The following is a 25,638-nucleotide window of genomic DNA, read 5'->3' as shown; positions in this document are numbered from 1 at the left end:
CCCCCGGGGTGGGAGGCCGGCCGCGTCAGGACGCGGGCGCGGCCCCGGTGGCGGCGAGGAGGCGGCCCTCCCCGTCGCGTTCCACGGCGACCGGCCCTGCGGCCGTCGCCGTCGCCAGGAGGTCCACGTCGCGGGGATCGACGGTGAACGCCTGGTGGTCGGCCAACTCCGGGTACCGCTCCTGCTGCGCGTCGCTCAGCGGGCCCGCGGGGACGAGCCGGATGACGCGGATATCGCCGGAGATCTCTCCGCCCGTGTAGGCGAGTTCACCGGAGGCGGCGAAGAGCAGCGTGTAGGTACGGGCGGTGGTGCTCCGGCGCTTCCAGGCCACGACGCCGTCGTCGATCAGGGCGGCTCCGGCCGTCTCCAGGTCCACGTCAGGCGCGTCGGCGCCTATGACGGGCAGGAGGTAGCCGGGTGTGGCGGCCTGGATCCAGACCTCGTTCCCGAAGGTCGCGAGGTCGAGCGACTGGTCGTCCGGGAGGTCCTTCTCGTCGCCCTTGTGCAGGATGTAGGCGAGCACCTCGGCGTTCGCGGCGAGCGGGATCTCCCAGTACACGCCGAACGCATCGGTTCCGGCGGGTGCGGGCGGGTTCGCCCAGTCCGTCGGTGTGGCCGCGCCCGCCCACGCGTGCGGGCCCCAGCCGGTGTAGTCGCCGTCCGGACGGCGGTAGTGCAGCACCGCGACGCCGTCGGCCGCGGCCTTCGACGGGTGCACCGCCTGCTCGCCGGAGTCCACGTAGCCGTCCGGCTGGTCGGCCGGGACGAGGGACTGGTCCACGCCCGGATCCTTCTCGTCGCCCCGGTGCACGATGAAGTGGAGCGGCGCGGCGGCGTCCTTGAGCGGGACCCGCCAGAACGCGCCGTAGCCGTCGACGCCGTCGGGGGCGCGCGGCGCGTCCCAGGTGGTCGCCGCGCCGTCGGCGAGGCCGTCGCCCCACAGGTGCAGGCCCCAACCGGTGTACACGCCGTCGGGGCGGCGGTAGTGGACGGTGGTGTAGCCCTGTGCCTCGGCCTGCGAAGTGAACACGTCCTGCGCGTCGGGGCGGAGCCACAGCTCTCCGGTGCTGGCGGGCGTGACCGTGTGCTCGGCGATGACGTCGTCGCCGTCACGAAGGCTCAGGGTGACCTCGTCCGCGCCCTCCGCAAGGCGGACCCATGCGAACCGGCCGTAGGAGTCCTCGCCCGCGAACAGCACGGGCCCCTCCTGGGCGACATCACCGGACGCGTGCAAGGACAGGCCGTCGTAGGAGCCGTCCTCGCTTCGGTAGTGGACGAGGACGTGGTCGCGCTCCACCTGGCCCGGCTCCGGCGCCGGGGCGGGCGCCGCGACGGTGCCGGTGACCTGCGCGGACGCGATCCGTCCCGCGCTGTCCACGGCGATCGCCTTGTAGGTGACCTTCGTGCCCGGCTTCAGCCCGGAGACGTCATGGAAGACCCGGAAGTCGCGATTGTCGTCAACGCCGATGTGCTTCCAGCCGTCCCGGCCCGTCTTGGCGAGGAACACCACACGGTCGAACCCGGCGCCCGGCACCGTCGCGGCGACCTCGACGCGGCCGGACAGGTCCGCGTCGGGCAGCGCGACCGACACCGCAGGGGCGGCCTCCGGCTTGGCGAGCTTCTTGCGGGCCTTCAGGACGACGGCCTGGAGCGGCGGGACGGTCACCTCCAGCGACCCGTCCCGTGCCGTCACGGCCTGCCCTGTGGCGCCGTACAGGCCCGTGAACGCGGCCTGCGCGGCGAACGTCGGGACCTTCACCCGCGCGGCCGTCTTCGCGCTGTTGACGGCCACGACGTACTCGACGTTCTCGTCCGGGTCGATCCGGGAGAACGCGTAGACGTTGCCCGTGGCGAGCCGCTCGATCTGGGCGCCGTCGCGCAGCGCGGGGTGCGCCGCGGTGAGGTCGGCGAGTTGCCTGATGGCGGTGTAGAGCGGGTGCCGGGTGTCGAAGTTGTCGCGGGCGTGCGTGGACTTCGTCCCGATGAGCGGGTCGTCGAGGTACTCGGGCACCTTCGAGGCGAACAGGGAGGTGCGGGCGAGCTGGTCGTTGCCGTCGCCGGTGAAGCCCTGCTCGTCGCCGTAGTAGACGACGGGCTGGCCGCGCGTCAGGTACATGAGCTGGTGCGCGAACTGGTCGCGCCGGAGCAGCTCGGCGTCGGAGGCGCCCGGATTGTCGCGCAGCAGGAAGCCGCCGATCCTGCCCATGTCGTGGTTGCCGAGGAAGGTCGGCAGCGAGTAGGCGTTGCCGTCGCCGTCGGTGTAGCGGTCGTCCTGGGCGTACAGGCGGCGCAGCACGTCGGCGGAGCCGCCGTTCACGAAGGTGCGGGCCGCCTCCTGGAACGGGAAGTCCAGCACCGACTGGAGCTCGCCCTCGGTCGTGTACTTCGACGTCAGGGCGACGTCGCTGCTGTAGACCTCGCCGAACATGAAGAAGTCCTTCTTGCCTTGCTTCTTCGCGTAATTGAGGACGTCCGGCGCGAACCGCTTCCAGAACTCCAGGTTGACGTGCTTGACGGTGTCAATGCGGAACCCGTCGATCCCGGCTTCCCTCACCCAGGTCCGGTAGATGTCCGTCATGCCCTGGACGACCCTCGGGTGCTCGGTGAACAGGTCGTCCAGGCCGAAGAAGTCGCCGTACTCGCCGCTCTCTCCGGCGAAGGTCGAGTCGCCCCGGTTGTGGTACAGGGTGACGTCGTTCAGCCAGGCCGGAACCTTCTTCGGCAGCGACGGACCGACGACCGGCGTGTAAGGGAACGACTTGTCCGTCAGGGCCGGGAAGCGGGGCTCGCCCTTCGCGTCGTGGTCCCTGTCGTCGAAGGGGCGGTTGCTGGCGTCCAGGTAGGGGGCGGCGCCCTTGGGCCGGTAGGAGTAGCGCTTCTCCTTGTAGTCGATGATGTCGGCGGTGTGGTTGGTGATGACGTCGAAGAACACCTTCATGCCGCGCCGGTGCGCCTCCTTCACCAGGCGCTTCATGTCGGCGTTGGTGCCCAGGTGGGGGTCGATCCTCGTGAAGTCGGTGATCCAGTAGCCGTGGTAGCCGGCCGACACGTTGTCTCCGGTGCCCTGGACGGGCCGGTTGGCGAACATCGGGGTGAGCCACAGGGCGGTGCTGCCCAGGCCCTTGATGTAGTCGAGCTTGCCTATCAGGCCCGTCAGGTCGCCGCCCTGGTAGAACCCACGCCGGGTCGGGTCGAAGCCGGTGACGAGGGGGCCGCCGGTGAGGCCGCCCTTGTCGTTGGACCTGTCTCCGTTGGCGACCCGGTCCGTCATCGCGAAGTAGAAGTTCTCACGGCTGAGGCTGGGCCGCGCGGGGGCGTCCTTGACGAGGCGGCGGTCCTCGGCGTCGGCCCGCGCGCTGGGCGCCGACCTGGCGGGCTTGGGCCGCTGGCGGCCGTCGTCGGGGGCGGCGGAGGCGGGCGCGCCGGCCAGCACGGGGCTGAGCAGCGACGCGCCGACCACCGCGGCGAGGCCGGCGCGCAGCGCGCGGCGCGGGCGGTTGGCTGCCACGGGGATCCTTTCTCGGGGGGTGGGTGCCGGGCGGCGGATCGGGGGGTGCCGCCCGGACGGCGTGGGCGCCGCTAGGGCGCGGCGCGGGCGGTGAGCAGGAGGTGCGCGGGATGCTCGGGCAGCTCTGCGAGCCGGACGGCACAGCCCGCCTCGACGGCCCAGGCGGCGAGCGCGGCGGGCGGGTGCAGGCGGCCGCCCTGGGTGTGCCAGAGGTTGAGGTCGAAGAAGCGCTGGAAGGCGAGGGCCTCAGGGCCGCGCGGATCGGGGTCGGACTCCAGGATCAGCAGGGTGCCGCCCGGCGTCAGCGCGGCGACGGCCTCGGCGACGAGCGCGCGGGCCCGCTCGGACGGGAAGCCGTGCAGCACGTTGCAGAGCAGCACGACGTCCTGGCCGCGCTCGGTGATCGCGCCGGGCCGTCCCAGGTCGGCGCCCCGGCCGGTGACGCGCTCGGGGAGGGCCGCGTCCGCGACGACGGACGGCAGGTCCACGACGGTCGCGCGCAGCTCCGGGTGCCGCGCGCACAGGACGCGGCTGAACGTGCCGGTGCCGCCCCCGACGTCGAGCAGGGTCCGCGCCCCCTCGGGCAGGGTGAGCGCCGCCGCCAGCCCGGCCGCCAGCCCCTCCTGGAGCCGGTGGAACCCGTGGCGCTCGGCCGGGCGGCCGTCCAGCCACCGGTAGAACGACCCGTCGGGTTCGCCCGATCTGACCGCTTCGGCGAGCCCCTGCCAGGGCCCCGCCGCCAGCGCCGTCCACAGCCCGAGCACGGCCCCCCAGTGCCCGCGCACCTCGACGGCCCCCGAGCGCTCCGAATAGCGCCCGTTCTCGCACGCCAGATATCCGGCCGCCACCAGCGCCTCCAGCAGATGCCGCAAGGGCTCGACCGCCGCTCCCGTCCGCTCCGCGACCTCCCGCAACCCCATGGGCCCCTCGCCCAGCACGTCGAAGACGCCGAGCCGGGACGCCGCGACGGCCGCGTGACAGCTCAGCAGCCCGAGCAGGTCAGCCATCGGCTCCGCCGTGCGCGCGCTCGGCGCGACCTGGAGAGGCGCGTCAGGCGGGTCGGCCGAGTGGGTAGAGGGCGGGGCGGGGGTTTCAGGAGGCATGGGCGGGCTCCGGGGCGGGGTCGTCGAGGGTGCGGAGGGTGGGGTGGAGGGTGGCAGCGGCCAGGGCGGCCAGGAGGAGGGCTGTCATGAGGAACAGGGCGGCTATGCCACGTCCAGGGCCGGTGCCGGTGAGGGCGCCGAGGGAGGCGGCGAGGGCGCCTCCGTCCGCGAGGAGGGGTTCGGCGAGGCGTTCGGCGAGCGGCCCGGCGGAGAGGTAGGCGATCGGCTGGGCGACCTGCCCGAGCGCCTGCACGGTGCCGGTGACCCGGCCGAGCGCGGCGGGCTCGACCCGCGTCTGGAAGATCGTCCGGCCGCAGCCCTGCACGATGGGCAGGGTGAACAGGAAAGCGGCGGCGGCCGCTCCGACCAGCAGTGGCGACGGCCGCACCGCGTGCAGCGCGAGGGCGACGGCCCCTGTCAGCATAAAAACGGTGACGCCGCGCGTCCGGCGGCGCGGGCCGCCCCACGCGCCCATCACGAGGCTCCCTACGAACACCCCGGATCCGCCCGCCAGCATGAGCACACCGAGCGTCGTGGGCGGCGCGAAGGACAGGATGAGCGGCTGCACCAGCACGCCCGCGAGCCCGTACACGAAGTTGTATCCGGTGAAGACGAGCGCGAGCAGGAGCAGCGCCCGCCGCGCGCGCAGGTAGCGCCATCCGAACAGCAGGTCCGCGCGCAGCGGCCGGGGCGCGGCGGGCCGCTCGGGCCGCAGGACGCGCGCGGGCAGCCTGACCGCCGCCAGAACGCTCACCGCGGCCGTGAACGAGACGAGGTCGAGCACCAGGACGCCCGCGGTCCCCACGGCCGCGAGCAGCCCCGCCGCGACCGCGGGGGCCGCGATCTGCGCCGCCATCCCGAGCTGCATCAGCCCGTTCGCCCGCCCGAGGTGCCGCTCTGGGATGAGAAGCGGGGTGATCGCCTGGTACGCGGTGAAGTGGAAGGCGCCCGCCGCCGAGCTGACGGCCGCCGCCACCGCCACGTGCCACGGCAGCAGCCCGCCCGTGTGCACGAGCAGCAGCAGGACGGCCGTGACGACCCCGCTCACCGCGTCGGCGGCGATCAGCACCCGGCGCCGGTCGAACCGGTCGGCGACGACCCCGGCCAGCGGGCCCAACACCACGGGCGGCACCATCGCGGCGAGCATGACCAGCGCGAACCCGGTCACCGACCCCGTCGTCTGGTAGACCCACACCCCCAGCACGAACGACGACAGCGCCGACCCCACACTCGACACCAGCGAAGTCGCCCAGACCACGGCGAACCGCACCACGTCCCCGCGTGTCTCCTCCACGACGCTCACGCAAGCCCCCCGCAAGGAAAGCGACGCGCCACGGGACCCCGGCGGATCTCGCCCCTGGCGGTCATGCGGACACCCCGCAGGGGAAGCGCTCCGCCACGGGACCCCGGCGGATCTCGTCCCCAGGTGTCGTGCGGAGACCCCGCAAGGGAAGCGCTCCGCCGCGATCGGGCGTAGGCGCGGGAAGGGTGGGGTGCCGCGAGGGCGCCGCGTCCGCCACGGCGTCTCCGGTGTTCCGTGCCCGGCCGTCACGCGGGCACCGTGGGAGAGCGGTGGTGGGTCGGGGGTGGGCGGTCATCGGAGGGCTCCGGTGGTGAGGAAGGCGACGTAGCGGGCGATGAGAGCGGGGTCGGCGGGTGGGAGGGAGCCCAGGGCGCCGATGGTGTGGGCGCAGTCGAAGTCGGGGCGGGGGAAGGTCGGCGGGTCGGGCGGGAGCGAGGCTACGTAGGGGGCGAGGGCCAGGGGCGTGCCGGCGGCGAGGCGGGCGTTGACCTCGTCGCGCCAGCGGGACCACGGGACGAGCGCGACGTCGTGGCCTCCGGCGCGCAGCGCCTCAGCCAGGCCCGGGTAGCCGATGGTCGCGTTGTTGAAGTAGTGGAAGTCCCGGCCGGGCGTCTCCGGGTCGAGCACGGCGCGCGCGATCGCCGCCGCCACCCGGTCCACGGGCGCGACGTCCTCGGTGTGCGCGAGGTCGGGCACGCACCCGGTCTGGGCGAACGTGCGTAGGAGGCTGCTGAAGTAGTCGCCGGGCTCCGCACGGCCTGTCTCCGAGTGGCCGCCTATCCGTGCGGGCCGGTGCAGGCTGAGCGGGATCCCTTGCTCGCGGGCCTCCCTGCACAGCCGGTCCGCGACCCACTTGGCCTGTTCGTAGGCGCCGGGCAGCCCTAGCGGGTCGTCCGGCGCGTCCTCCTCCGTGACGCGCCCTCCGCGAAACTTGTCGGCGATGTACACGCCGAGCGTGGAGACGGCGTGGACGGGTGTGCCGCCTCCGAGCGCGGCAAGGCGCAGCACCTCGATCGTCCCGCCCACGTTCGCCGGACGCAGCCGCTCATACGGCTCGCTGAAGCTGACGAGCCCGCCGCTGTGGCAGATCACGTCGCAGCCCGTCGCGAGCTCACGCCACGCCTCCTCGTCCAGGCCGAGGCGGGGCAGCTCCAGGTCTCCCGGTAGCGCGATGATCCGGGCGGCGTCGCCTTCCAGGCCGCGCGCACGCAGCGCCTCCAGCACCCGCTCCCGAGCCGGCCCGGACGACGCGGCCCGCACGGGGCACAGCACCGTCACCTCAGGCCGGGCCAGCAGCTCGGCCAGCAGATGCGCCCCCAGGAACCCCGTGGCGCCTGTAAGCAGCACCCGCACCTTTCCGCCGCGCCTGCGGCCTGGAACCGCTGCCGCGTCGCCCGTCCCGCCTCGCGACGGCCGGGCGCGGAGGTCGGGCGGAAGGGGCTCGCTCAGGTCGGGGGGCGCGGAGGCCGGGCGGTCGCCTTGGGCGCGGCGGGCGAAGTCGGCGAGGTCGGCGGCGGCGAAGAGGTCGTCGAGCGGCACCCGGACGCCCAGGCCGCGCGCGACGGCGGCGGTGACGCGGGTCGCGACGAGGGAGCTGCCGCCGAGGGCGAAGAAGTTGTCGGCGCGGCCCACCCGGGGCACGTCGAGGACCTTCGCCCAGATCCCTGCCAACGCCGTCTCCCAGGAGCCCTCGGGCGGCTCGTGGCCGTGTTCGGCGGACGGCACCGGAGGCAGCGCGGCAAGGTCGACCTTCGCGTGCGGGGTGCGAGGCACCGCCTCGACCGGAACGAACACGTCCGGCACCAGAGGGCGCGGCAGCCGGGTCCTGGCGAAGGCGCGCAGCTCGCCTGGGGTCGCTTCCGTCGCGGCGTAGGCGACGAGGCGGCCTTCCACCGCGATGACCCCGGCATCGCGCACCGAAGGGTGCGCGGTGAGGGCGGCCTCGATCTCGCCGGGCTCGATCCGGAAGCCGCGGATCTTCACCTGGCGGTCGGCCCTGCCGAGGAACTCCAGTTGGCCGTCCGCGCGCCACCGGGCGAGGTCGCCCGTCCGGTACATGCGGCCGCCGTGCCACGGGTCGGGCGGGAAGCGGCGCGCGGTCTGCTCGGGCGCGCCCAGGTAGCCCAGGGCGACGCACTCCCCCGCGAGGTGGAGTTCGCCGGGCGCGCCCGGCGCGGCGGGCAGCCCCTCGGAGGTGAGCACGTAGGCCCGCACGTGCGGCAGCGGACGTCCGATGGGCAGGTGCGCGCCCTGGTGCTCGGAGCCGTCCAGGGTGGTGGACACGGTGGCGCACACGGTCGCCTCGGTCGGGCCGTAGTGGTCGTGGAGGCGGATCCGGGAGCCCGTCGCGGCGGCCCACGCGGCGACCGCCCCGGTCGGGACGCGGTCGCCGCCGACCATGAGCGTGGTGACGGGCCAGTCCGCCGGGACCGTCGCCTCCCCCGAGGCCAGGTCGTCGGTCCAGCGCCGCCAGAGCGCGACCGGCGCGTCCACCGCGGTGACGCCGTGCGCGGCGCTGAACGCGACGAGGGCGGCCGCGTCGAGCCCGGCCGGGTCCGGGTGCAGGACGAGCGCCGCGCCCGACGTCAGGGCCGGGAAGAGGTCGCCGACGGACGCGTCGAACGTCAGCGGCGGCAGCATCAGCACCCGCTGGCCGGGCGCGAAGCAGCCGTGCGCGGCGACGAACGACCGGGTGAACCGGGCGAGCCCGTCCCGGCCGACCATCACGCCCTTCGGCTCGCCGGTGGACCCCGACGTGAAGATCACGTACGCGAGCCCGTCCGGCAGGCCCTCCGGCGTCGCTCCGGTGCGGCGCAGGCCGTGCGCGTCGATGACGGTGTCCGCGCCCGCCCGGCGCAGCAGGCCGGGCGCGCGCGGGTCGTCGGGCGACAGCGGCAGGTAGGCGGTGCCCGCCCGCAGCGCCGCGAGGATCGCCACGATGGCGTCCGCCCCCGTCGGCAGCACCACCCCGACCAGCCGCGCCCCTTCCAGGCGCGCCGCCAGCAGCCGTGACCCCCGCTCCAGCTCCCGATAGGTGAGCGTCCGCCCACCCGCCACCACCGCCACGTCCCGAGGCCGCTCCGCGACAACCGCGAGGAACGCCTCGACCACGTCCCCCGCCGCCTCTCCTGAGGCGGGGTGTTGGGCCAAGGGGTGGGTTGGGGAGGTGGATGGGAGGGCCGGGATGTTGAGGAGAAGGGTGGAGGGGTCGGTGGCGCAGGCGTGGAGGAGGCGGACGACCTGGTCGCGGAAGGAGGCGGCCTCCTCGGGGGTGAGGAGGTCGGCGGCGTAGTCGAAGTACAGCTCGGTGCAGGGGTCGCCGAGGGAGACGACCATGGTGAGGTCGAGCCGTGACGTCGGCGCGACGAGCGGCCACGGCTCGGTCGGGAGCCCCTCGGGCGCGGCCGCTGCGCCGCCCTGCTCCATCACGAGCATCGTCTGGAACAGCGGGTTCCGGCCGGGCTCGCGGGCCGCCCCGGACGCCGCGACGATCTCCTCGAACGGCGTGGCCCGGTGCGCGAGCGCGTCCAGGACGGCCGCCCGCACCGCGCGCAACTGGGCCCGGAACGGCGCGTCCTCGGTGACGGCGCAACGGATCGGCAGGCTGTTCACGTAGAACCCGACGGCGTCGGCGAGCCCCGGCGCGTCCCGCTCGCTGGACGGCGTGCCGACCACGACGTCGCGCTCCCCCGAGTGCCGGGCCAGCGCGACCGTCATCGCGGTGAGGAACACGACAAAGGGTGTGCACCGCTCACGCCGTGCCAGGTCGAGCAGCGCGCGGGACAGCTCGGGGTCGAGCCGTGCCATGCAGTGCGCGCCGCGCGCGCTGGGCGCCTCCGGCCGAGGCAGGTCGGAGGGTATCCCCTGGAGAGCGGGTGCCCCGGCGAGCCGTTCGGCCCAGTGAAGACGGCCGTCGTCAGCACGTCCGTCGGCCCACAGCGCGTAGTCCGGGAACTGGACGGGCTCACCCTCCGGCGGCCGCCCTTGGTACCGCGCGAACAGCTCGCCTTCGAGCAGCGCGAGCGACTGCCCGTCACAGACGATGTGGTGCAGGCACCAGACGAACACGTGGTCGTCGTCGGCGAGGCGGAGCAGGAGCGCCCGGTGCAGGGGCGGCCGGTCCAGCGGCATCGGCCGGGCCGCGAACTCGGCGCTCAGCCTCCGGGCCGCGCCCTCCGGGTCGGGCAGCCCCGACAGGTCGCGCTCCTCCACGAGGTCCGGCACGTCGGACTCGACCCGTTGGACGGGTCCGTCAGGTCCCGCGCCGATCCAGGTCCGCAGCGCCTCGTGCCGTGCCGTCGTCGCCCGTAGCGCGGCACGTAGGCGGACCGCGTCCAGGGGGCCCCGATAGCGGCGGCTCGTCCAGCAGAGATAGGCGCTGCCGGAGAATCCCGACTGGTCGAGGAACCACAGGCGGGCCTGCGCGGGCGTGAGCGGGGCGGACGCGCCCGGAGGACGTCGGGGGATCAGCATCGGGCGCCCCCGAAGAGTTCGGTGTGCAGGGCGAGCAGCTCCGGGTCGTGTTCAAGGAAGGGCCGGTCGGACGCGACCATGTGCCGCAGCCCCAGCAGCGGGATCGGGCTGCGCAGCGGACGCCACACCGGGTTCCACAGCCCGCCCTTGGGCGGCGGCCCGTCGTGGAACTCACCGATCATGAGGCCGCGGTGCACGAACGAGGCGCGCAGCGCGGCCTGAGCCTCGTCGATCAGCTTCAGGTGCGCGACCTGGGGGAACAGCAGCAGGATCGTCGTGAAGATCGCGTCGGGGGTCGCGCGCGGGGCCAGTTCGAGGAACCAGTCCCGGTAGCGCTCCGCCACGGGGGTGATCTCTTCGAGCGTCTCGACAGGCCCGTCCACGACGTGCAGATAGAACGTCCTGCGGCTGAGTGAGCCCTGCGCGTACGGGCAGACGGGTCCCTTGCGGCCCAGTTCAGGGTGTGGGCTCACCAGGTAGTCCCGTGCCCACGCGAGGATCTCGGCGGCTTCGGGGACGTGCGTGTCGGTCGTCTCCAGCAGGGTCAGGGCGGGGTCACGGGGGTGGGTGATCATCGCTGGTCCGTTCGGAGGATGCGGGCCGCGAGGGCGGCCGTCGCGGCGCCCGCCGTCAGGCCGGCCGCGGCCAGCGCCAGGTCCTGGCGGCGGGCGCGGGCGAGCGCGTCGGCGTAGGGCACGGCGGTGTGGGAGATCATCGTGTAGAGCGGCAGCCAGCGGCCCGGGAGCAGCCGGGCCAAAGCCCGGTCGGCGCGGGCGCGGGCCAGCCGCAGCGGGGAGCGGGTGCCGTCGCGCAGTTCGGCGAAGTTCCGCGCGGAGAGGTCGGCGAGCACGTCGGTGTGCGGCTTGCGGGCCGCCTGGTAGGCGGCGAGCGCGGCGGGCAGGTCGGCGCGCCGGGCCAGGCAGGCGGCCAGGACGAGGCAGTCCTCCAGCGCGGCGTTCATGCCCTGCCCGTAGAACGGCGTGACGGCGTGCGCGGCGTCCCCGACCAGCACCGCCCTGCCGTGGTGCCAAGGCGACGTGCGGACGGTCACCAGGTGGCCCACGGGGCGCGCGGGGAACGCTTCCGCCAGGTCCGGCACCAGGTCGGGCACGGCCGGGAAGCGGGCCGCGAAGAAGTCCGCCACGGCGGCCGGTGTGGTCAGCTCGGCGAGGCGGCTCAGGGGCAGGAACACGGTGCCGGTGTGGGAGCCGTCGACGTTCGGGTGGCTGAGGACGAGGCCGTGCTCGCCGGGCCACAGGTTCAGCGCCTCGTGCGGGATCGGCGCGCCCGCAGGGATGGCCACCTCCTTGTAGCCCCAGGGCAGGAAGTCCTGCCTGTAGTCGGCGGGCCTGCCGCGCTGGAACAGCCCGCGGACCGTCGAGAACGCGCCGTCCGCGCCGACGACGAGGTCATACCGCTCGGACGTCCCGTCGGCGAACGTCAGCAGGCCCTCGTCAGCGTCCAGCCCCACACAGGCGTTCCCGAAGCGGAACTCCGCGTCCTTCTCCGCGCGGCTGATGAGCATCCCGTTGAGGACGTCGCGCCGGATCGAGTGCAGGACCTGCGACGCGTCGGCGCCGTAGGGGGAGAACACCGGGCGGGCGCCAGGGCGGTGCACCGCACGGCCGCGCATGGGCACGAGGTGAGGCGCGAGGTCGTCCCACAGGCCGATCCGGCGCAGCGCCCTGATGCCGCGCGCGGAGATCCCCAGGTTGACCGACCTGCCTTCACCGCCTCCGGTGACGCGCGGGTCGGGCCGCCTGTCGTGAACCGTGACGGTGTCGCCACGTCCGGCCAGGAGCGCTGCCAGGAGCGGCCCAGCGAGGCCCGCGCCTACGATCGCCACCCTCACCTGAGGGCGCCCAGCGTCGTCGGGCCGTGCGCGCGCAGGTCGGCGGCGGTCAGCCGGACGAGCTCGGCCAGCGCGGCCAGGTCCGGCATGCCCAGCAGCAGCGGTTCGGCCTCGGGGAAGCGCCACAGCAGCTCCTCGATGAGCAGCCGCTGGTAGGCGGGGCGCAGGTCGGAGTAGGTGCGCAGCTCGGATTTCAGCATCCAGGTGTGGTGGAACAGGCCGGCGTGGTCGGGGCCGTCCCACGGGTCGGTGCCGCCGACCCAGAACCGCTCGGTGGCGGGCCGCAGGTCGGTGCCGAGCGTCCGCGCGACGGCCGGGGCCAGCCGCTGCTCGGCGAACACCGCGCGCACGTGCGCGCTGCCCTCGTAGGGCCCCGCGTTGCCTACGGCGTACTCCATCCCGGCGGCGGCGTAGGCGGCGCGGTGCTCCTCGTCCAGGAAGACCGAGATCGCCATGTTCGCGGCGGGTGTGTCGAACGTCCAGCGGGACAGGTCGGCGCCCGCGTGGTTCGGCACCTCGGCGACGTCGGGGTAGATGACGGGGTTGAGGCGCTCCCAGTGGGCGAAGACGAAGCCGGTGCCTTCGGGGATCTCCAGCGGCCTGCGTAGGTAGAGGTCGGTGTCGAAGATGGCGAAGGGGGCACGCAGCCGGGACGCCGCGTAGATCTTCGCGCCCGTGGAGTAGACGAGCGGATCGAGGTCGACCCCGTCCAGGTCGTCGAGGAAGGTGTCCACCTCGTCGTAAAGAGAGGCGAGTCCCTGTTCCTTCGCGTAGGCGGCGCCCAGCGAGTCCGTGACAAGGCTGACCGGGCCGTGGTGGCGCCGCCACGAGAGCGCGCCATGCACGGTCGTCAGCAGCTCCTCGGCGGGCAGCCGGTAGCTTCCGGCGGCGCGGTCGCCGGCGCGGGCGAGCCCGTGCCGGTACGGGCTCGTCCAGTTGACGTGCAGCGCGGGGATGGTCACTGTGCCTCCCGGGCGAGGAGCCGGTCGGCGCACGCGGCGAGACCGGCGATCGTGGGTGTGTCGTAGAAGACGTGCAGGGGCAGGTCCGGCCCGATCCGGGCGCGGATCCGGACGGCGATCTGGGTGATGAGCAGGGAGTGCACGCCCAGCTCGAAGAGGTCCTCGTCGGGGCCGACGCCCGGCAGCCGCAGCACCTCGGCGACGATCTCCTGGACGGCGCGGGCGGTGCCGATCAGCTCCGCGCGCGCGGCGGGCGGGGCGGCGGGCTCGGGCAGCGCGGCCCGGTCGAGCTTCCCGTTCGGGGTGAGCGGCAGCGCGGCGAGCGTGACGAACCGGGCGGGGACCATGATCGCGGGCAGCGTCGCGGCGCAGTGCGCGCGCAGCTCGGCGACCCCCACCTCGCCCGTTGTCACGACATAGCCGACAAGGCGCTCGTCCCGGACGGTCACCGCGGCGCGGGACACGTCGGGATGTTCCAGGAGCCGCGCCTCGACCTCGCCCGTCTCGATCCGGTGGCCGCGCAGCTTGACCTGCCCGTCGCGGCGGCCGAGGAACTCCAGCGCGCCGTCCGCGCGGAACCTGGCGAGGTCGCCCGTCCGGTAGATCCGGGCGCCGTCCGGGCCGGTGACGAAGCGCTCGGCGGTCAGCTCGGGCCGGTTCAGGTAGCCGTGGGCCAGGCCCGCGCCGCCGATGCACAGCTCGCCGGGGACGCCGGTCGGGAGCGGCCGCAGCCCGTCGTCCAGGACGTGCACCGTGGTGTTGGCGAGCGGCGTGCCTATCGTGACGTCGCCGTCCACCTCCGCGCAGGTGGACCAGATCGTCGTCTCGGTAGGCCCGTACATGTTGAGCAGGCGCCGTACGCGCGCGCGCAGCCGGTCGGCGAGAGGCCGGGGCAGCGCCTCCCCGCCGACGAGCCCGACGACGGACGGCGCGTCGAACCCGCCGTCCAGGAGCACCTGCCAGCCCGAGGGCGTCGCCTGCACGTGGGTGACCCCGTGCCGCGCCACGAGCCCGCACAGCGCCGTTCCGTCCCCGCCGACGGCCTCCGGCGCGATGACGACCCGTCCGCCCGTCACGAGCGGCAGGAACAGTTCAAGGGCCGAGATGTCGAACGACGGCGACGTCAGCCCGAGCCACACCGCCGCGCCGTCCTGCTCCCCCACCCGGTCCCGCACCGCCAGTAGCAGGTTCACCAAAGCCCGGTGCCCTACCTCGACGCCCTTGGGCCGCCCGGTGGACCCGGACGTGTAGAGCACATACGCCCTGTCCCCCGCCCGGATCGCCGCCGCGTCCGCGAGAGCGGCCACCTGCGGCGAAGCGGGGGCGGCGTAGGCGGGGTCTTCCAGGAGGACGAGTGGGGTGGCGGTCGTGGGGAGGGCGTCCAGGAGGCGTTTGGGGGTGACGAGGGCGGCGGGGGCGGCGTCGTCGAGCTGGTAGGCGAGGCGGGCCGGGGGGTGGGAGGGGTCGAGGGGGAGGTAGGCCGCGCCCGCCTTGAGGGTGCCGAGGAGGGCCGTGAGGGTGTCGGCGGAGCGGTCGGCGGCCACCGCCACGAGGGAGCCACGGCCCGCTCCCGACGCGGCGAGGCGGGCGGCGAGGACGTCGGCGGCGGCGTTGAGCTCGGCGTAGGTGAGGGTCCGGTCATCGTCCACGACGGCGACGGCCCCCGGCGTGCGGCCGACCTGCCGCTCGAACAGCTCCACGACGGTCGTCTCCGGGTACGCGACGTCGGTGGCGAACACCGGCGCGGGGCCGTCCACGAGGGCGGCCAGCGGCGTCTCGGGCTCGGCGGTGACGCGGTCCAACAGGCCGCGCCAGTGGGTGGCGACGCGGGCGGCGGCGGAACCGTCGAGGTGGGCGGGCTGGTACTGGAGGCTCACGTCGCAGCCGTCAGGCCCGTCCACCGCGACGACGCGTAGGGCACCGCGCCCGACACCGTTGAAGGAGACCCAATCCACGTCGGTCGTAAGGCCGGGGAACTCCGGTGCCGCGTCACGCCGCCGGTAGCTGAGCGACACGGACGGGAGCGCCGTCTCCGGGGTGACGCCCGTGACGGCACGCGACAGCGGCACCTCCCGCACCCGGAACAGCCCGCGCAGGTCGCGGCGCAGCCCGTGTTCGAACCGCAGGCTCCGGGCCAGCCGCTGGAACGTCCAGGACGGGTCGAGCCGGGTGAAGACCGGCAGTTCGGTGGCGAACATGCCGATCCGGTCGCGGTCGGCGGCGGCGCGGGTGCCCAGGTCCACGCCGATCGCCGCGTCGGCGTTCCCGTACCGCCACAGCAGGGCCTGGAGCGAGGCGAGGAGCGTTTCGAAGCGGCTCGCGCCGGGCGCCTCGAAGGCGCCGCCGAGCCGGAACGTGATCTGCGCGCCGGGCCCGGAGGGCGCGCACGGCCCGAACGCCTCGCGCAGGAACGGCAGCGCGACGGGCTCGGGCGCGCGCCACCGCGCCTTCCAGAACTCCCGGGCGGTCCCGAGCGCCGCCTCCACCCGGACGGCCTCCTCGGCGGCCAGGTCCGCGTAAGGCAGCGGCGGCAGCAACTCCCCCGCGTACGCGGCGGCGAGGTCCCGCAGGAAGAGCGACTTGGATTCACCGTCGAAGACGAGGTGATGCGCGACGAGCGTAAGGCGGCACCCGCCCTCCCCCGGCTCCAGGCCGATCCGTAGCAGCGGCCCGCTCTCCAGGTCGAAGGGCGCGGCCGCGTCAACGGGCCCCTCCACGACGAACGGAGACACATCCGCCGGGACGAGGTAAGGCACACCGTCTTCCTCCCGCACCGCGCAGGACAGGACGGGATGCCGCGCGAGCACCTCCGCCACGGCGGCCCGGAGGCGCGGCACGTCGACCGCGCCGGAGAAGGAGACGGAGAGCGGCACCGCGTAACCGGCGCGGCCCGCCCGTTCGGCGAACCAGACGTCGTGCTGGCGTAGGGTCGCGCGTTGCTTCATGGGGTCACCTCTGCGAGCAGTTCTCTGACCCTCGGCTTGAGGATCTTTCCGGTGGTGGTGCGGGCGAAGTCAGCGACGAACGCGATCCGCGCGGGGCGTTCGTGCCGGGCGAGGCGGTCGGCGAGGAAGCGTTTGAGCTCGGCCGCCGTCACCGGCTCCGAGGTCCGGACGGCGGCGCCGACGACCGCGCCCATGACCGGGTGCGGCAGGCCCACGACGGCCGCCTCGACGACCGCCGGATGCTCGTGCAGCGCCGCCTCGACCTGGACGGTGGAGACCTTGAGCCCGCCGCACTTGATGACGTCGGACTCGCGGTCCACCAGGTGCAGGTGGCCGTCGGCGTCGACCCGGCCGAGGTCGCCCATCCGGATCCAGCCGTCGCGGAACACGTCGGGCCGGTCCTCGCCCAGGTAGGAGCGCGGCGGGGCCGGGCAGCGCAGCCAGACCTCCCCGGTCTCGCCCGGCGCGGTGTCGGCGCCGTCGGGGCCGACGATCCGCAGGTCGCGCGGGTCGGCGGGCACGCCGAGCGAGCCGGGCCGCCGCGGATCGACGATCATCGCGGTCCGCGCCGGTGCGGATTCGGTGGAGATGTAGCAGTTCACGACGGTCGCCGCCGGAAAGACCCGGGTCAGCGCCAAGGCGACAGCCGGAGGCAGCGCCGCCGCTGACGAGCTCACCATCAGCACGCTCGACAGGTCGTGCAGGCGGTGCGCGCCCGAGCGCAGCAGTTCCGCGGCCATGGGCGGGACGAGGAACACGGTCCCTGCCTTGTGTTCGGCCACCAACGCGCAGAACCGGGCGGCGTCGAAGAACGGCAGGGCGAGCGCCGCCGGGTGCGCCGTCAGACTGTCCATGAGCATCATCTGGGCCGCGTTCGTCCCTATCGGGAACGCGTGGACGAACAGCCTGGAGTGCGCGTAAGGCCGTACGCGCGGGCGGAGCGGCAGCCCGTACGTCAGGTTGGCGTGGCTCGCCGCGACGGCCTTGGGCGCGCCCGTCGTCCCGGAGGTGAAGACGATCTGGGCGAGGTCGTCCGGCCGCACCGTGACGTCAGGAGGCGGGCCGGGCGTCTCCAGACCGTCCAGGCCGGTGAGAGACAACCGGGCGCCAGCCGCCGCGCGCAGCTTCTCGGCCTGCGCGCCCGGAAGCCCGGACGGCAGCGGCAGCGCCGCGCCGCCCGCCTTCTGCACCGCGAGGCAGGCGATCGCGAACTCCGGCCAGGCGCGTCCGGCGAACGCCAGCGCCACCGGTTCGCCGGGCCGCAGGCCGCGGTCGAGCAGGCCGCGCGCGACGGCGTCGGAGCGGTCCTGCCAGGCGCCGAACGTCAGGGCGGCGCCGTCGGGGGTGCTGATCGCGGTGCGGCCGGGCTGGTCGGCGGCCCGCGCCCGCAGCAGGTCGGGGACCGTCGCGGTCATGCCAGCTCGGCCAGGAACGCGGCGGTCTCGGCGGTGAACAGCTCCGCGAGGCGGGCGGCGGTCTCGGGCGCGAAGCCGAACCCGTTGTAGACGACGGACGCGCGCAGCGACCCGTCCCGCTGCTCCTCGACCACCAGCCACGGCGCGCTGAGGTCCCGCTCGCCGGGCGGCGCGTGCCACACGAGGTTCTCCTGGAGGCGCGACAGCGGGAACGGCTCGGAGCGCAGTCCGGGGAAGTTCGGCGGCTGGCCCCAGCTCTCGTAGTGGATGCGCGACGGGTAGGGCACGCGCGGCCTCACGTCCTGGTAGGCGTGCAGTTGGTGGGACGTCGCGCCCAGCACCGTCCGCCTGACGCGGGCGAGGAGTTCGGCGCGGCCCGGCGCGTCCGAGGCGTCGATCCGCAGCACGAGCGACTGCACGAGGCAGCCGACGAGGCCGTTGTGCGCGGGCTCGGTGCGGCCCGGCGCGGGCGACATCACGACGAGGTCGTCCAGGCCCGTCCACGCGGCGAGGACGGCGCTCCAGCAGGCGGTGACGGCCATGAAGGGTGTCGCGCCGTATGCCTTGGCCGTCTCCCGGAGCCGTCCGGCGGTCTCCGCCTCGACGGTGAAGGGGTGGGCCCTCCAGGTGTACCTGTCGGTCGGGAGTCTTCCGGGGAACGGGACGAGCGCGTTGGGCACGCCGTCCAGGGCGGCGTCCCAGTACGGGCGGTTCACCTCCCATCGGGTCCGGGTCCACGCGCAATAGCTCCCGTAGGTGAGTTCCACAGGGCGCAGCGGGGAGGGCGAGCCCGTCCGGAAGGCCGAGTAGGCGAGGGCCGTCTCACGCAGCACGATGCCCATCGACCAGCCGTCCGTCACGAAGTGGTGGACGGACAGGACGAGCACCTGGTCGTCGTCGCCCAGCGTGATGACGAGCGCGCGGACCATCGGGTCGCGGGTGAGGTCGGACAGGCGGGTGCGCTCCCGTTCGGCGATGGCGAGGGCGTCGGCGAGTCGTTCCTCCTCGGTCGCGCCCTGTGCCCGTACCTCCGCGACGTCAGGAGGCAGTTCGTCCAGGGTCTCGACCCTGAGGCCGTCGCCGTCAGAGCGGCACACGGTGCGCAGTGCCTCGTGTCTCCGGACGACCTCGCCCAGCGCGCGCGCGAACATCTCGGTGTCGAACGCGTCGCGGATGCGGGTCGCGATGGTGATCGCCCCGATGTCGCGGCGGACGGCGCCCTCGTCCATCCAGATCAGGAAGTCCTCCTGCTGGGTGCTGAGCGCGGCGCCCGGCACCGGCGCGGGGGCCGGGTCGGCGACGGCCTGGGCGGCGATCCAGGCGGCCTGCTCGGCCAGCCCGGGCCGGTCGAACGCGAGGTCCGGGTCGGCCTCGACGCCGAAGCGGCGGCTGACGAGCGAGGCGAGCTGGACCGCCTGGAAGGAGTCGCCGCCGAGGTCGAAGAAGTCGGCGTCGGGACGGACGTGGGGCACGCGCAGCAGCTCGCGCCAGAGGTCGGCAAGGGATTCCGCGGTGATGCTCAAGATGCGCTCCGGGGGGTGGTACGCGGTCAAGCAGCGGGCCCCGAGCATGCCACGGAAACCCCCTCGATGAAAGGGCTTGCAGCAATCTTTCAACGTCTTGCAGGATCTTGACTGGATGCTTGCGGCGACGGGCTGTCGGAGCCGCACGCCCCACGAGCGGAGGTGCTTGCACGGTGCGGGTCGGCGACGCCGTCACGGAGACACGACACGTGACGCTTTCCGGGAATTGCAGACGCCCGCCCCCGCGCGTCCCGCTATCGTCAATCTGACCGCGCGAGTAAGAACGGCCCAGAACGGGGACCGGTCCATCCGACCAGTGGTCTGGACCAATTCCGGAAGAAGATCACCGCTGGCAAGGCGGCGGCCGCACCCCGTTCGCCCGACACCGCGCCCGCCGGTTTGCGCGCCCTGCCTGCGGCGGGACGCCCGGAGCGGGCCCGTCCGGCCGTCGCCGCAGGTCGCGGCGGCGCGCCCACCAGCCGAAACACCCGGTGAGACCTGCGCCACACCGCGCCACCGGCGCGCCGATCCGCGCCATCACCGCGCCCGCCCCGCACAGCGCGGATGACCAGGCGCGCTCTCGGCGAGTTGTGGCCCGCCCCCCAGAACTCTGAAGAATTTTCTGTGTGAGGCGATGTTTCCACAAAGTAACGCATTGGCCCAGACCAATTAGCCAAGACCTGTAGGTGTCGTTCACGATGCGTACAACCCCAAAGCAGGTGTGAGGAGTAAGGCGTGTCTGACCAGGTCCCCGGGCTCAAACCGGCACCTACCAGCAACCAGGAACTGATCGACTGGGTCGGCGAGATCGCCGCGCTGACCAAGCCCGACAACGTCGTCTGGTGTGATGGCTCCGAAGAGGAGTGGGTACGGCTGACCGACCTGCTCGTCGAGGCGGGCACCTTCAAGCGGCTCAACCCTGACAAGCGCCCGAACAGCTTCTACGCCGCCTCCGACCCGCGCGACGTCGCACGGGTGGAGGACCGGACCTACATCTGCTCCGAGAAGGAGGAGGACGCGGGTCCGACCAACAACTGGATCGCCCCGGCGGAGATGCGCGCGACGTTCGCGGACATCTTCGACGGCTCGATGAAGGGCCGCACCCTCTACGTGGTGCCGTTCTGCATGGGCCCGCTGGGCGGCAACATCTCCCAGCTCGGCGTCGAGATCACCGACTCCGCCTACGTCGCGGTCTCGATGAAGATCATGACCCGGATGGGCGCCGAGGCGCTGCGCCTCATCGAGGAGCGCGGCTCCTTCGTGAAGGCCGTGCACACGGTCGGCGCGCCGCTGGAGCCCGGCCAGGCCGACGTGCCGTGGCCGTGCAACACCGAGAAGTACATCTCGCACTTCCCCGAGACCCGGGAGATCTGGTCCTACGGCTCGGGCTACGGCGGCAACGCGCTGCTCGGCAAGAAGTGCTACGCGCTGCGCATCGCCTCGACCATGGCGCGGGACGAGGGCTGGCTCGCCGAGCACATGCTCATCCTCAAGCTGACCCCGCCGAGCGGCGACGCCAAGTACATCACCGCCGCGTTCCCGAGCGCCTGCGGCAAGACCAACCTCGCCATGCTGCAGCCCACCGTGCCGGGCTGGAAGGTCGAGACGGTCGGCGACGACATCGCGTGGATGCGGTTCGGCGAGGACGGCCGCCTGTACGCGATCAACCCTGAGGCGGGGTTCTTCGGGGTGGCGCCCGGCACCGGCGAGACCACCAACGCCAACGCCATCAAGACGCTGTGGGGCAACTCGATCTTCACCAACGTCGCGCTGACCGACGACGGCGACGTCTGGTGGGAGGGCCTCACCGACGAGCCGCCCGCGCACCTGACCGACTGGAAGGGCAACGACTGGACGCCGGCGTCCGAGACCCCGGCCGCCCACCCGAACGCCCGTTTCACCACCCCGGCCGGGCAGTGCCCGACGATCGCGCCGGAGTGGGAGGACCCGAAGGGCGTGCCGATCTCGGCGATCCTGTTCGGCGGGCGCCGCGCCACCTCCGTGCCGCTGGTCACCGAGTCGTTCGACTGGCAGCACGGCGTCTTCCTGGGCGCCAACGTCGCGTCGGAGAAGACGGCGGCGGCCGAGGGCACCGTGGGCGAGCTGCGCTACGACCCGTTCGCGATGCTGCCGTTCTGCGGCTACAACATGGGCGACTACTTCGCTCACTGGCTGAAGCTCGGCGCCTCCGCTGACGCCGAGAAGCTTCCGCGCATCTACTACGTCAACTGGTTCCGCAAGGACGACGACGGCAAGTGGCTGTGGCCGGGCTTCGGTGAGAACAGCCGCGTCCTCAAGTGGATCGTGGAGCGCCTGGAGGGCAAGGCCGAGGGCACGAAGACCGCCATCGGCCACGTGCCCACCGCCGCCGCCCTGGACCTGGAGGGCCTGGAGATCGACGGCCGCGACCTCGACCTCCTCCTGTCCGCCGACAAGGAGACCTGGAAGCGCGAGGCGTCCCTGATGCCCAAGCACCTGGAGTCCTTCGGCGACCACCTCCCCAAGGAACTCTGGGACGAGTACCACGCCCTCATCGCCCGCCTGAACGACGACTTCTAGCCGTCACGACCACCGCGGGGCCGTGCCCTCCCACACCCCGCCGGGCGCCCTCGCCTCATGAGCGCGCCCACCAGAGCCCCCACCAACGCCGCCGGGGGCTCTACCCGTTCACGCGGGTTCTGGGGCCAGTTTGGAGCCGGGGAAGGGGGCCAGGAGGGTTTCGCGCCAAGTGGCGGTGAGGAAGTCGCGGGAGCGGGCGCGCCAGGTGAGGAGGCGGGGGTCGGGGGTGGTCTCGTCGTCGAGGCCGAGGGCGGCGTCGCGGGCGCGTTGGAGGGCCAGGTGGGCGTCGAGGGTGGTGCCCCAGAAGGTGACGACCTCGGTGTCGCAGAACTGGACCTCGTAGGCGCCGATCAGGCGTTGGCCGTGCTCGGCGAGGACGGGGGCGCGCTCCTCGGTGACGGCGGCGAGGTAGTCGAGGGCGGCGCCCGGCCTTACGGTGGCGCTTTCGAAGACGTAGAACGGGGCGGCGTAGCCCTCGTCCACCAGGTCCGCGAGAGCGGGGCTGTCCGGGGCGGCGCCCAGGGGACGTGAATAGGCGGCGTGGCGGAGGTCGTCGATGTCGGAGAGGAACAGGCGCTCGTCCACCCCCGCGTAGATGTCCATCATCTGCTTCCAGCCGCCGTCCCAGCCTCCCCGGCAGTCCCACAGGGTGACGGCCTTGAACTGGCGATGGCCGGTGATCCCGACGGCGTAGAAGGCGCCGACCAGATCTATGTCGCTCGACCTGACGGACTTGCCTTCGGTGAGCTCGGCCTCGCCCGCCCCGTACGCCTCCGCGTCCTCGTTCTTGTAGCCCGTCAACCAGGTCAGATACTCCAGCGGCTTCCTGGAGTTCATCGGGTTGAACTCGACCTCTTCCAGCAGATAGATCCCACGCCGCACGGCGGCCTCCCATCAACCAAGCGATTGCTCGGCAAGCCTAACCGGCCCAGCCCCTCGCGGCCCACCCCCCGATCCGACGAAGCGCCGTGCCGGTCGTCCAGGGACGTCAGGGCCGCTTCGGCGCGGGCGGTGAGAAGGTGGGCGGACTGGGCGCGGGCGGTGGCGACGGCCTCGCGCAGGACGGCGCGGGCGCTTTCGACGTCACCGGACGCGGCGAGGGCGAGGCCGCGCAAGCGCAGGAGTTCGGCGCGGTAGATCCCCTCGCCGGTGGCGTCGGCGAAGGCGAGGCCCTCCGCCGTCTCCGTCAGCGCGATCTCCGGCGATCCGAGCGTGAGAGCGGCTTCGGCGAGTTCGGCGTGGACGACGGTGTTCGTCGCGCGCATGGACAGCGCGGCGTAGGCGTGCGCGAACCTGTCGCGCAGCCAGGCGAAGCCCTCCGGTGTGGTCGCCTCGGACCAGGCGAGGAGCGAGCCCGCCAAGCCCTCCAGTAGGAGAAAGCCGCCTTCCCGGCTCAGCTCGACGGCCCGTGCGGCGTTCCGCCCCGCGCGCGCACGGTCGAGCTCCACGAACGCCGCCCAGGAGCGGAAGTGCACGGCCGACGCGCGGTCGTACGGGTCGCCCGAGCGGGCCGCGAGCCGCTCCGCCCGCTCCTCGACGGCCCGCGCCTCCGCCGGACGCCCCTGCGCCGTCAGCACAAGACCGAGGAACGCCAGCGCGTACAGGGCGGCGTGCGAATGGAAGGACCCCGGCGGCCCCGACAGCCCTCCGGAGACCGCCTCCTCCAACCGCTCCCTGGCGACGTCGAAGTCACCGCGTAGAGCGGCCGTGCAACCGGCGGCGTAAGCACCCGCCCCGGGATCGACCTCCGAAAGCCGGGCCGCGTACTCCTCCGCCGCCGTGTACTCCGCCGCCGTGTTGGCGTGCTCCCACAACTGCCCGAGCGCCGCCGCCACGCCCGGCGCCGACGGCCCCGCGAGGTCCAGCACCGTCCGCAACCGCGCGTTGTTCTCCGCGACCTCGGGCCCGTTGTAGCCGTCCAGGCCGGAGAGCAGCGCCGACCTACGCGCCAGCACCTCGAGCTCGCGCGCCGCCTCGGCCGGGTCCAGCTCGGCGCGCGCCGCGTGCACGGCGGCCTGGCGGCGCAGGAAGTCGGCGGCGTCGGCGTCGGCGAACCCGCGCGCGGCGGCGTCCGCGGCCCGGCCCAGCCAGGTGATCCGCTCCTCGCGGTAGCCCAGCGGCGCCGCCTGCTCGTAGTGGAACGCCAGCTCGGCGGGGGTGCCGGTGCCCTCGGCCAGGTGCGCGGCCGCCAGCGCCGCGTGCAGGGCCGCGCGGCGCGCCATCGGCAGTCCGGCCAGCACCGCCTCGCCGAGCAGCGCGTGCGCGATCCTGACGCGCGCGCCGCGCTCGGCCGCCAGGCCGGACGCGAACGCGGGCCCGAGCGCGGTGAGCGTCGCGACGACGTCGGCGCCCCAGGCCGCGGCGAGCGTCGCGGGCTCGACCGGACGGCCCGCGACGGCGAGCAGCTCGACCAGCTCGCACGTGTCCGGCGGATGCTCCTCAAGCCGACGGGTGATCACCGTGTGCAGCTCGGTCTCGGCCGGGGCGTCCCCGAGCTGCGCCAGGTGGAACGGGTTCCCGCCCGTCACGGCCTGCAGGAGCGGCGCGCCCTCCGCGTCACCCGTCAGCTCGCCGACCTCGACGGGAGACAGGCCCGCCAGCTCGATCGCGGGGACGTCCACCGGGACGGCCCCGCGCGACAGCACCAGGCAGCGCACCCCACGCGTGCGCGCCTTGGCCAGGTAGCGCAGGAAGAGCACCGAGTCGGGGTCGGCCGCGTGGACGTCGTCGAGGATGACGAGGAGGCCGTGCGGTGCGGCGGCGTCGGCCAGGAGCCGGACGGCGTCCTCGTACCTGCGGAACCTTCCTATCGGCTCGGCGTCTTCGGCCTCGCGTAGCAGGGCGCGCAGCCTCCCGGCGTCGGGCCGGGGCGCGCGCAGGTCGGCGAGGGCGTCGGCGGCCTGGCGCCACACCCAGAACGGCGGCGCGTCGCCCGCGTCCGGGCAGCGTCCCCAGACGACGGGCACCCCGCGTCCCTCGGCCGTCTCGGCGACCCGTTCGGCCAGCTCGGTCTTGCCGATGCCGCCGGGGCCCGTGACGACGCGCACACCGTCCCCCTCGACGGCGAACCGGGTGAGCGCGGCGAGTTCCCCGGCCCGTCCGACGAACGGCCTTGCGTCCGCGAGACGGCCGTCGTACCTCGGGTGCGTGATGGGCGCCAGCTCTGGGTCCTGCCGGAGGATGCGCTCGTGCAGCGCGCGCAGGTCCGCCGACGGGTCGATGCCCAACTCGTCGGCGAGGGTGCGGCGCAGCCTTTCGTACGCGGCGAGCGCCTCGCCCTGACGGCCCGCCCGGTACAGCGCCAGGATGAGCTGCCGGTGCGCCGTCTCCCGCAGCGGATGCGCGGCCGCCAGGCGCACCAGTCCGGGGATCGCCTCGCCGTGCCTGCCCAGGGCGACCTGCGCGGCGCCCAGGCCCTCCTCGGCGCGGACGCGCAGTTCGGCGAGCCGGTCGGCCTCCAGGCGGAGCGGCTCCAGGTCGGGCAGCCCGGCGAGCGCGGGACCCCGCCACAGGTCGAGCGCCCGCGCGAACGCGGCGGCCGCCTCGGCGGGCCGTCCCTGTTCGAGGTGCCTTTCGGCGGATTCGAGCAGCCCGGAGAAGGCGCGCGCGTCCGACTCCGGAGGCTCCAACGCGTAGCCGCCCGCCCGGCTTACCAGGACCCGGTAGGGCTGCCCCGGCTCCAGCTCGCGGCGCAGCACCGAGATGTAGGACCGCAGCGTGGCGACGGCACCGGCGGGCGGCGCGCCCGACCACAGCTCGTCCGCGAGGTCGCCCGCCGAGACGTAAGCGCCGGGCCGTACCAGCAGCAGCGCGAGCAGCGCCCGCTGACGCGGCCCGCCCAGATCGACGGGCACGCCCTCCCTGAGCACCTCCAGGGGGCCGAGCAGACGGAACAGGAGCGGGGCGGCGAGATCAGCGGGCATGGCTTGCCGCGGAGCGGGGTGCTCGGCCCCAGGGGAGCCGGAGGAGGCGCCGCGCACGCCTCCTCCGTCTCC

At 74.0% G+C, this 25,638-nt stretch carries 13 protein-coding genes; 1 reads left to right on the top strand and 12 read right to left on the bottom strand.

Features of this window, described 5'->3' with window-relative positions:
- Positions 1-25 precede the first annotated feature (25 nt).
- The 10 genes from LO762_RS05730 to LO762_RS05685 form a co-directional block, all read right to left on the bottom strand.
- A complete protein-coding gene (locus LO762_RS05730) occupies positions 26-3,508 on the bottom strand; it encodes an alpha-amylase family glycosyl hydrolase (RefSeq protein WP_230613142.1) in 3,483 nt (1,160 codons plus the stop codon).
- A 71-nt stretch (positions 3,509-3,579) separates the two neighbouring features.
- The gene (locus LO762_RS05725) at positions 3,580-4,515 is read right to left on the bottom strand and encodes an acetylserotonin O-methyltransferase (protein ID WP_230613141.1); all 936 of its coding nucleotides are present in this window, start codon (positions 4,513-4,515) and stop codon (positions 3,580-3,582) included.
- 85 nt (positions 4,516-4,600) lie between these two features.
- The gene (locus tag LO762_RS05720; protein WP_308103405.1) at positions 4,601-5,914 is read right to left on the bottom strand and encodes an MFS transporter; all 1,314 of its coding nucleotides are present in this window, start codon (positions 5,912-5,914) and stop codon (positions 4,601-4,603) included.
- 291 nt (positions 5,915-6,205) lie between these two features.
- On the bottom strand, positions 6,206-10,387 hold the full coding sequence (locus LO762_RS05715) for a non-ribosomal peptide synthetase (protein ID WP_230613140.1): 4,182 nt from the start codon (positions 10,385-10,387) through the stop codon (positions 6,206-6,208).
- A complete protein-coding gene (locus LO762_RS05710) occupies positions 10,381-10,962 on the bottom strand; it encodes a DUF6875 domain-containing protein (RefSeq protein WP_230613139.1) in 582 nt (193 codons plus the stop codon). The genes LO762_RS05715 and LO762_RS05710 overlap by 7 nt, the downstream gene beginning before the upstream one ends.
- Positions 10,959-12,239, bottom strand: coding sequence for an NAD(P)/FAD-dependent oxidoreductase (locus tag LO762_RS05705; RefSeq protein ID WP_230613138.1), 1,281 nt, complete (start codon positions 12,237-12,239; stop codon positions 10,959-10,961). The genes LO762_RS05710 and LO762_RS05705 overlap by 4 nt, the downstream gene beginning before the upstream one ends.
- A complete protein-coding gene (locus LO762_RS05700; RefSeq protein ID WP_230613137.1) occupies positions 12,236-13,201 on the bottom strand; it encodes a hypothetical protein in 966 nt (321 codons plus the stop codon). The genes LO762_RS05705 and LO762_RS05700 overlap by 4 nt, the downstream gene beginning before the upstream one ends.
- On the bottom strand, positions 13,198-16,146 hold the full coding sequence (locus LO762_RS05695; RefSeq protein WP_230613136.1) for a non-ribosomal peptide synthetase: 2,949 nt from the start codon (positions 16,144-16,146) through the stop codon (positions 13,198-13,200). The genes LO762_RS05700 and LO762_RS05695 overlap by 4 nt, the downstream gene beginning before the upstream one ends.
- The gene (locus tag LO762_RS05690; protein ID WP_230613135.1) at positions 16,143-17,561 is read right to left on the bottom strand and encodes a class I adenylate-forming enzyme family protein; all 1,419 of its coding nucleotides are present in this window, start codon (positions 17,559-17,561) and stop codon (positions 16,143-16,145) included. Before LO762_RS05690 ends, LO762_RS05695 begins: the two co-directional genes overlap by 4 nt.
- The gene (locus tag LO762_RS05685) at positions 17,558-19,084 is read right to left on the bottom strand and encodes a condensation domain-containing protein (RefSeq protein WP_230613134.1); all 1,527 of its coding nucleotides are present in this window, start codon (positions 19,082-19,084) and stop codon (positions 17,558-17,560) included. Before LO762_RS05685 ends, LO762_RS05690 begins: the two co-directional genes overlap by 4 nt.
- Before the next feature lie 735 nt (positions 19,085-19,819).
- Here LO762_RS05685 and LO762_RS05680 point away from each other — a divergent pair.
- Positions 19,820-21,643, top strand: coding sequence for a phosphoenolpyruvate carboxykinase (GTP) (locus LO762_RS05680; protein ID WP_230613133.1), 1,824 nt, complete (start codon positions 19,820-19,822; stop codon positions 21,641-21,643).
- A gap of 108 nt (positions 21,644-21,751) precedes the next feature.
- On the opposite strand, the gene LO762_RS05675 is transcribed toward LO762_RS05680, so the two are convergent.
- Together LO762_RS05675 and LO762_RS05670 are read right to left on the bottom strand one after the other, a co-directional pair.
- A complete protein-coding gene (locus LO762_RS05675; protein ID WP_230613132.1) occupies positions 21,752-22,525 on the bottom strand; it encodes a hypothetical protein in 774 nt (257 codons plus the stop codon).
- On the bottom strand, positions 22,477-25,566 hold the full coding sequence (locus LO762_RS05670; protein WP_230613131.1) for a BTAD domain-containing putative transcriptional regulator: 3,090 nt from the start codon (positions 25,564-25,566) through the stop codon (positions 22,477-22,479). The genes LO762_RS05675 and LO762_RS05670 overlap by 49 nt, the downstream gene beginning before the upstream one ends.
- Positions 25,567-25,638: the final 72 nt, after the last annotated feature.

The sequence above is a fragment of the Actinocorallia sp. API 0066 genome, assembly GCF_020991275.1.
In the GTDB taxonomy this organism is placed as follows: domain Bacteria; phylum Actinomycetota; class Actinomycetes; order Streptosporangiales; family Streptosporangiaceae; genus Actinocorallia.
The sequence above is the reverse complement of the archived record's forward strand: the minus strand, read 5'-3'. Positions and strand labels throughout refer to the sequence as shown.

Excerpts from the sequence above, each read along its gene's own strand:
- LO762_RS05725 (WP_230613141.1), bottom strand. The coding sequence starts at position 4,515 with ATGGCTGACCTGCTCGGGCTGCTGAGCTGTCACGCGGCCGTCGCGGCG.
- LO762_RS05715 (WP_230613140.1), bottom strand. The coding sequence starts at position 10,387 with ATGCTGATCCCCCGACGTCCTCCGGGCGCGTCCGCCCCGCTCACGCCC.
- LO762_RS05710 (WP_230613139.1), bottom strand. The coding sequence starts at position 10,962 with ATGATCACCCACCCCCGTGACCCCGCCCTGACCCTGCTGGAGACGACC.
- LO762_RS05695 (WP_230613136.1), bottom strand. The coding sequence starts at position 16,146 with ATGAAGCAACGCGCGACCCTACGCCAGCACGACGTCTGGTTCGCCGAA.
- LO762_RS05690 (WP_230613135.1), bottom strand. The coding sequence starts at position 17,561 with ATGACCGCGACGGTCCCCGACCTGCTGCGGGCGCGGGCCGCCGACCAG.
- LO762_RS05670 (WP_230613131.1), bottom strand. The coding sequence starts at position 25,566 with ATGCCCGCTGATCTCGCCGCCCCGCTCCTGTTCCGTCTGCTCGGCCCC.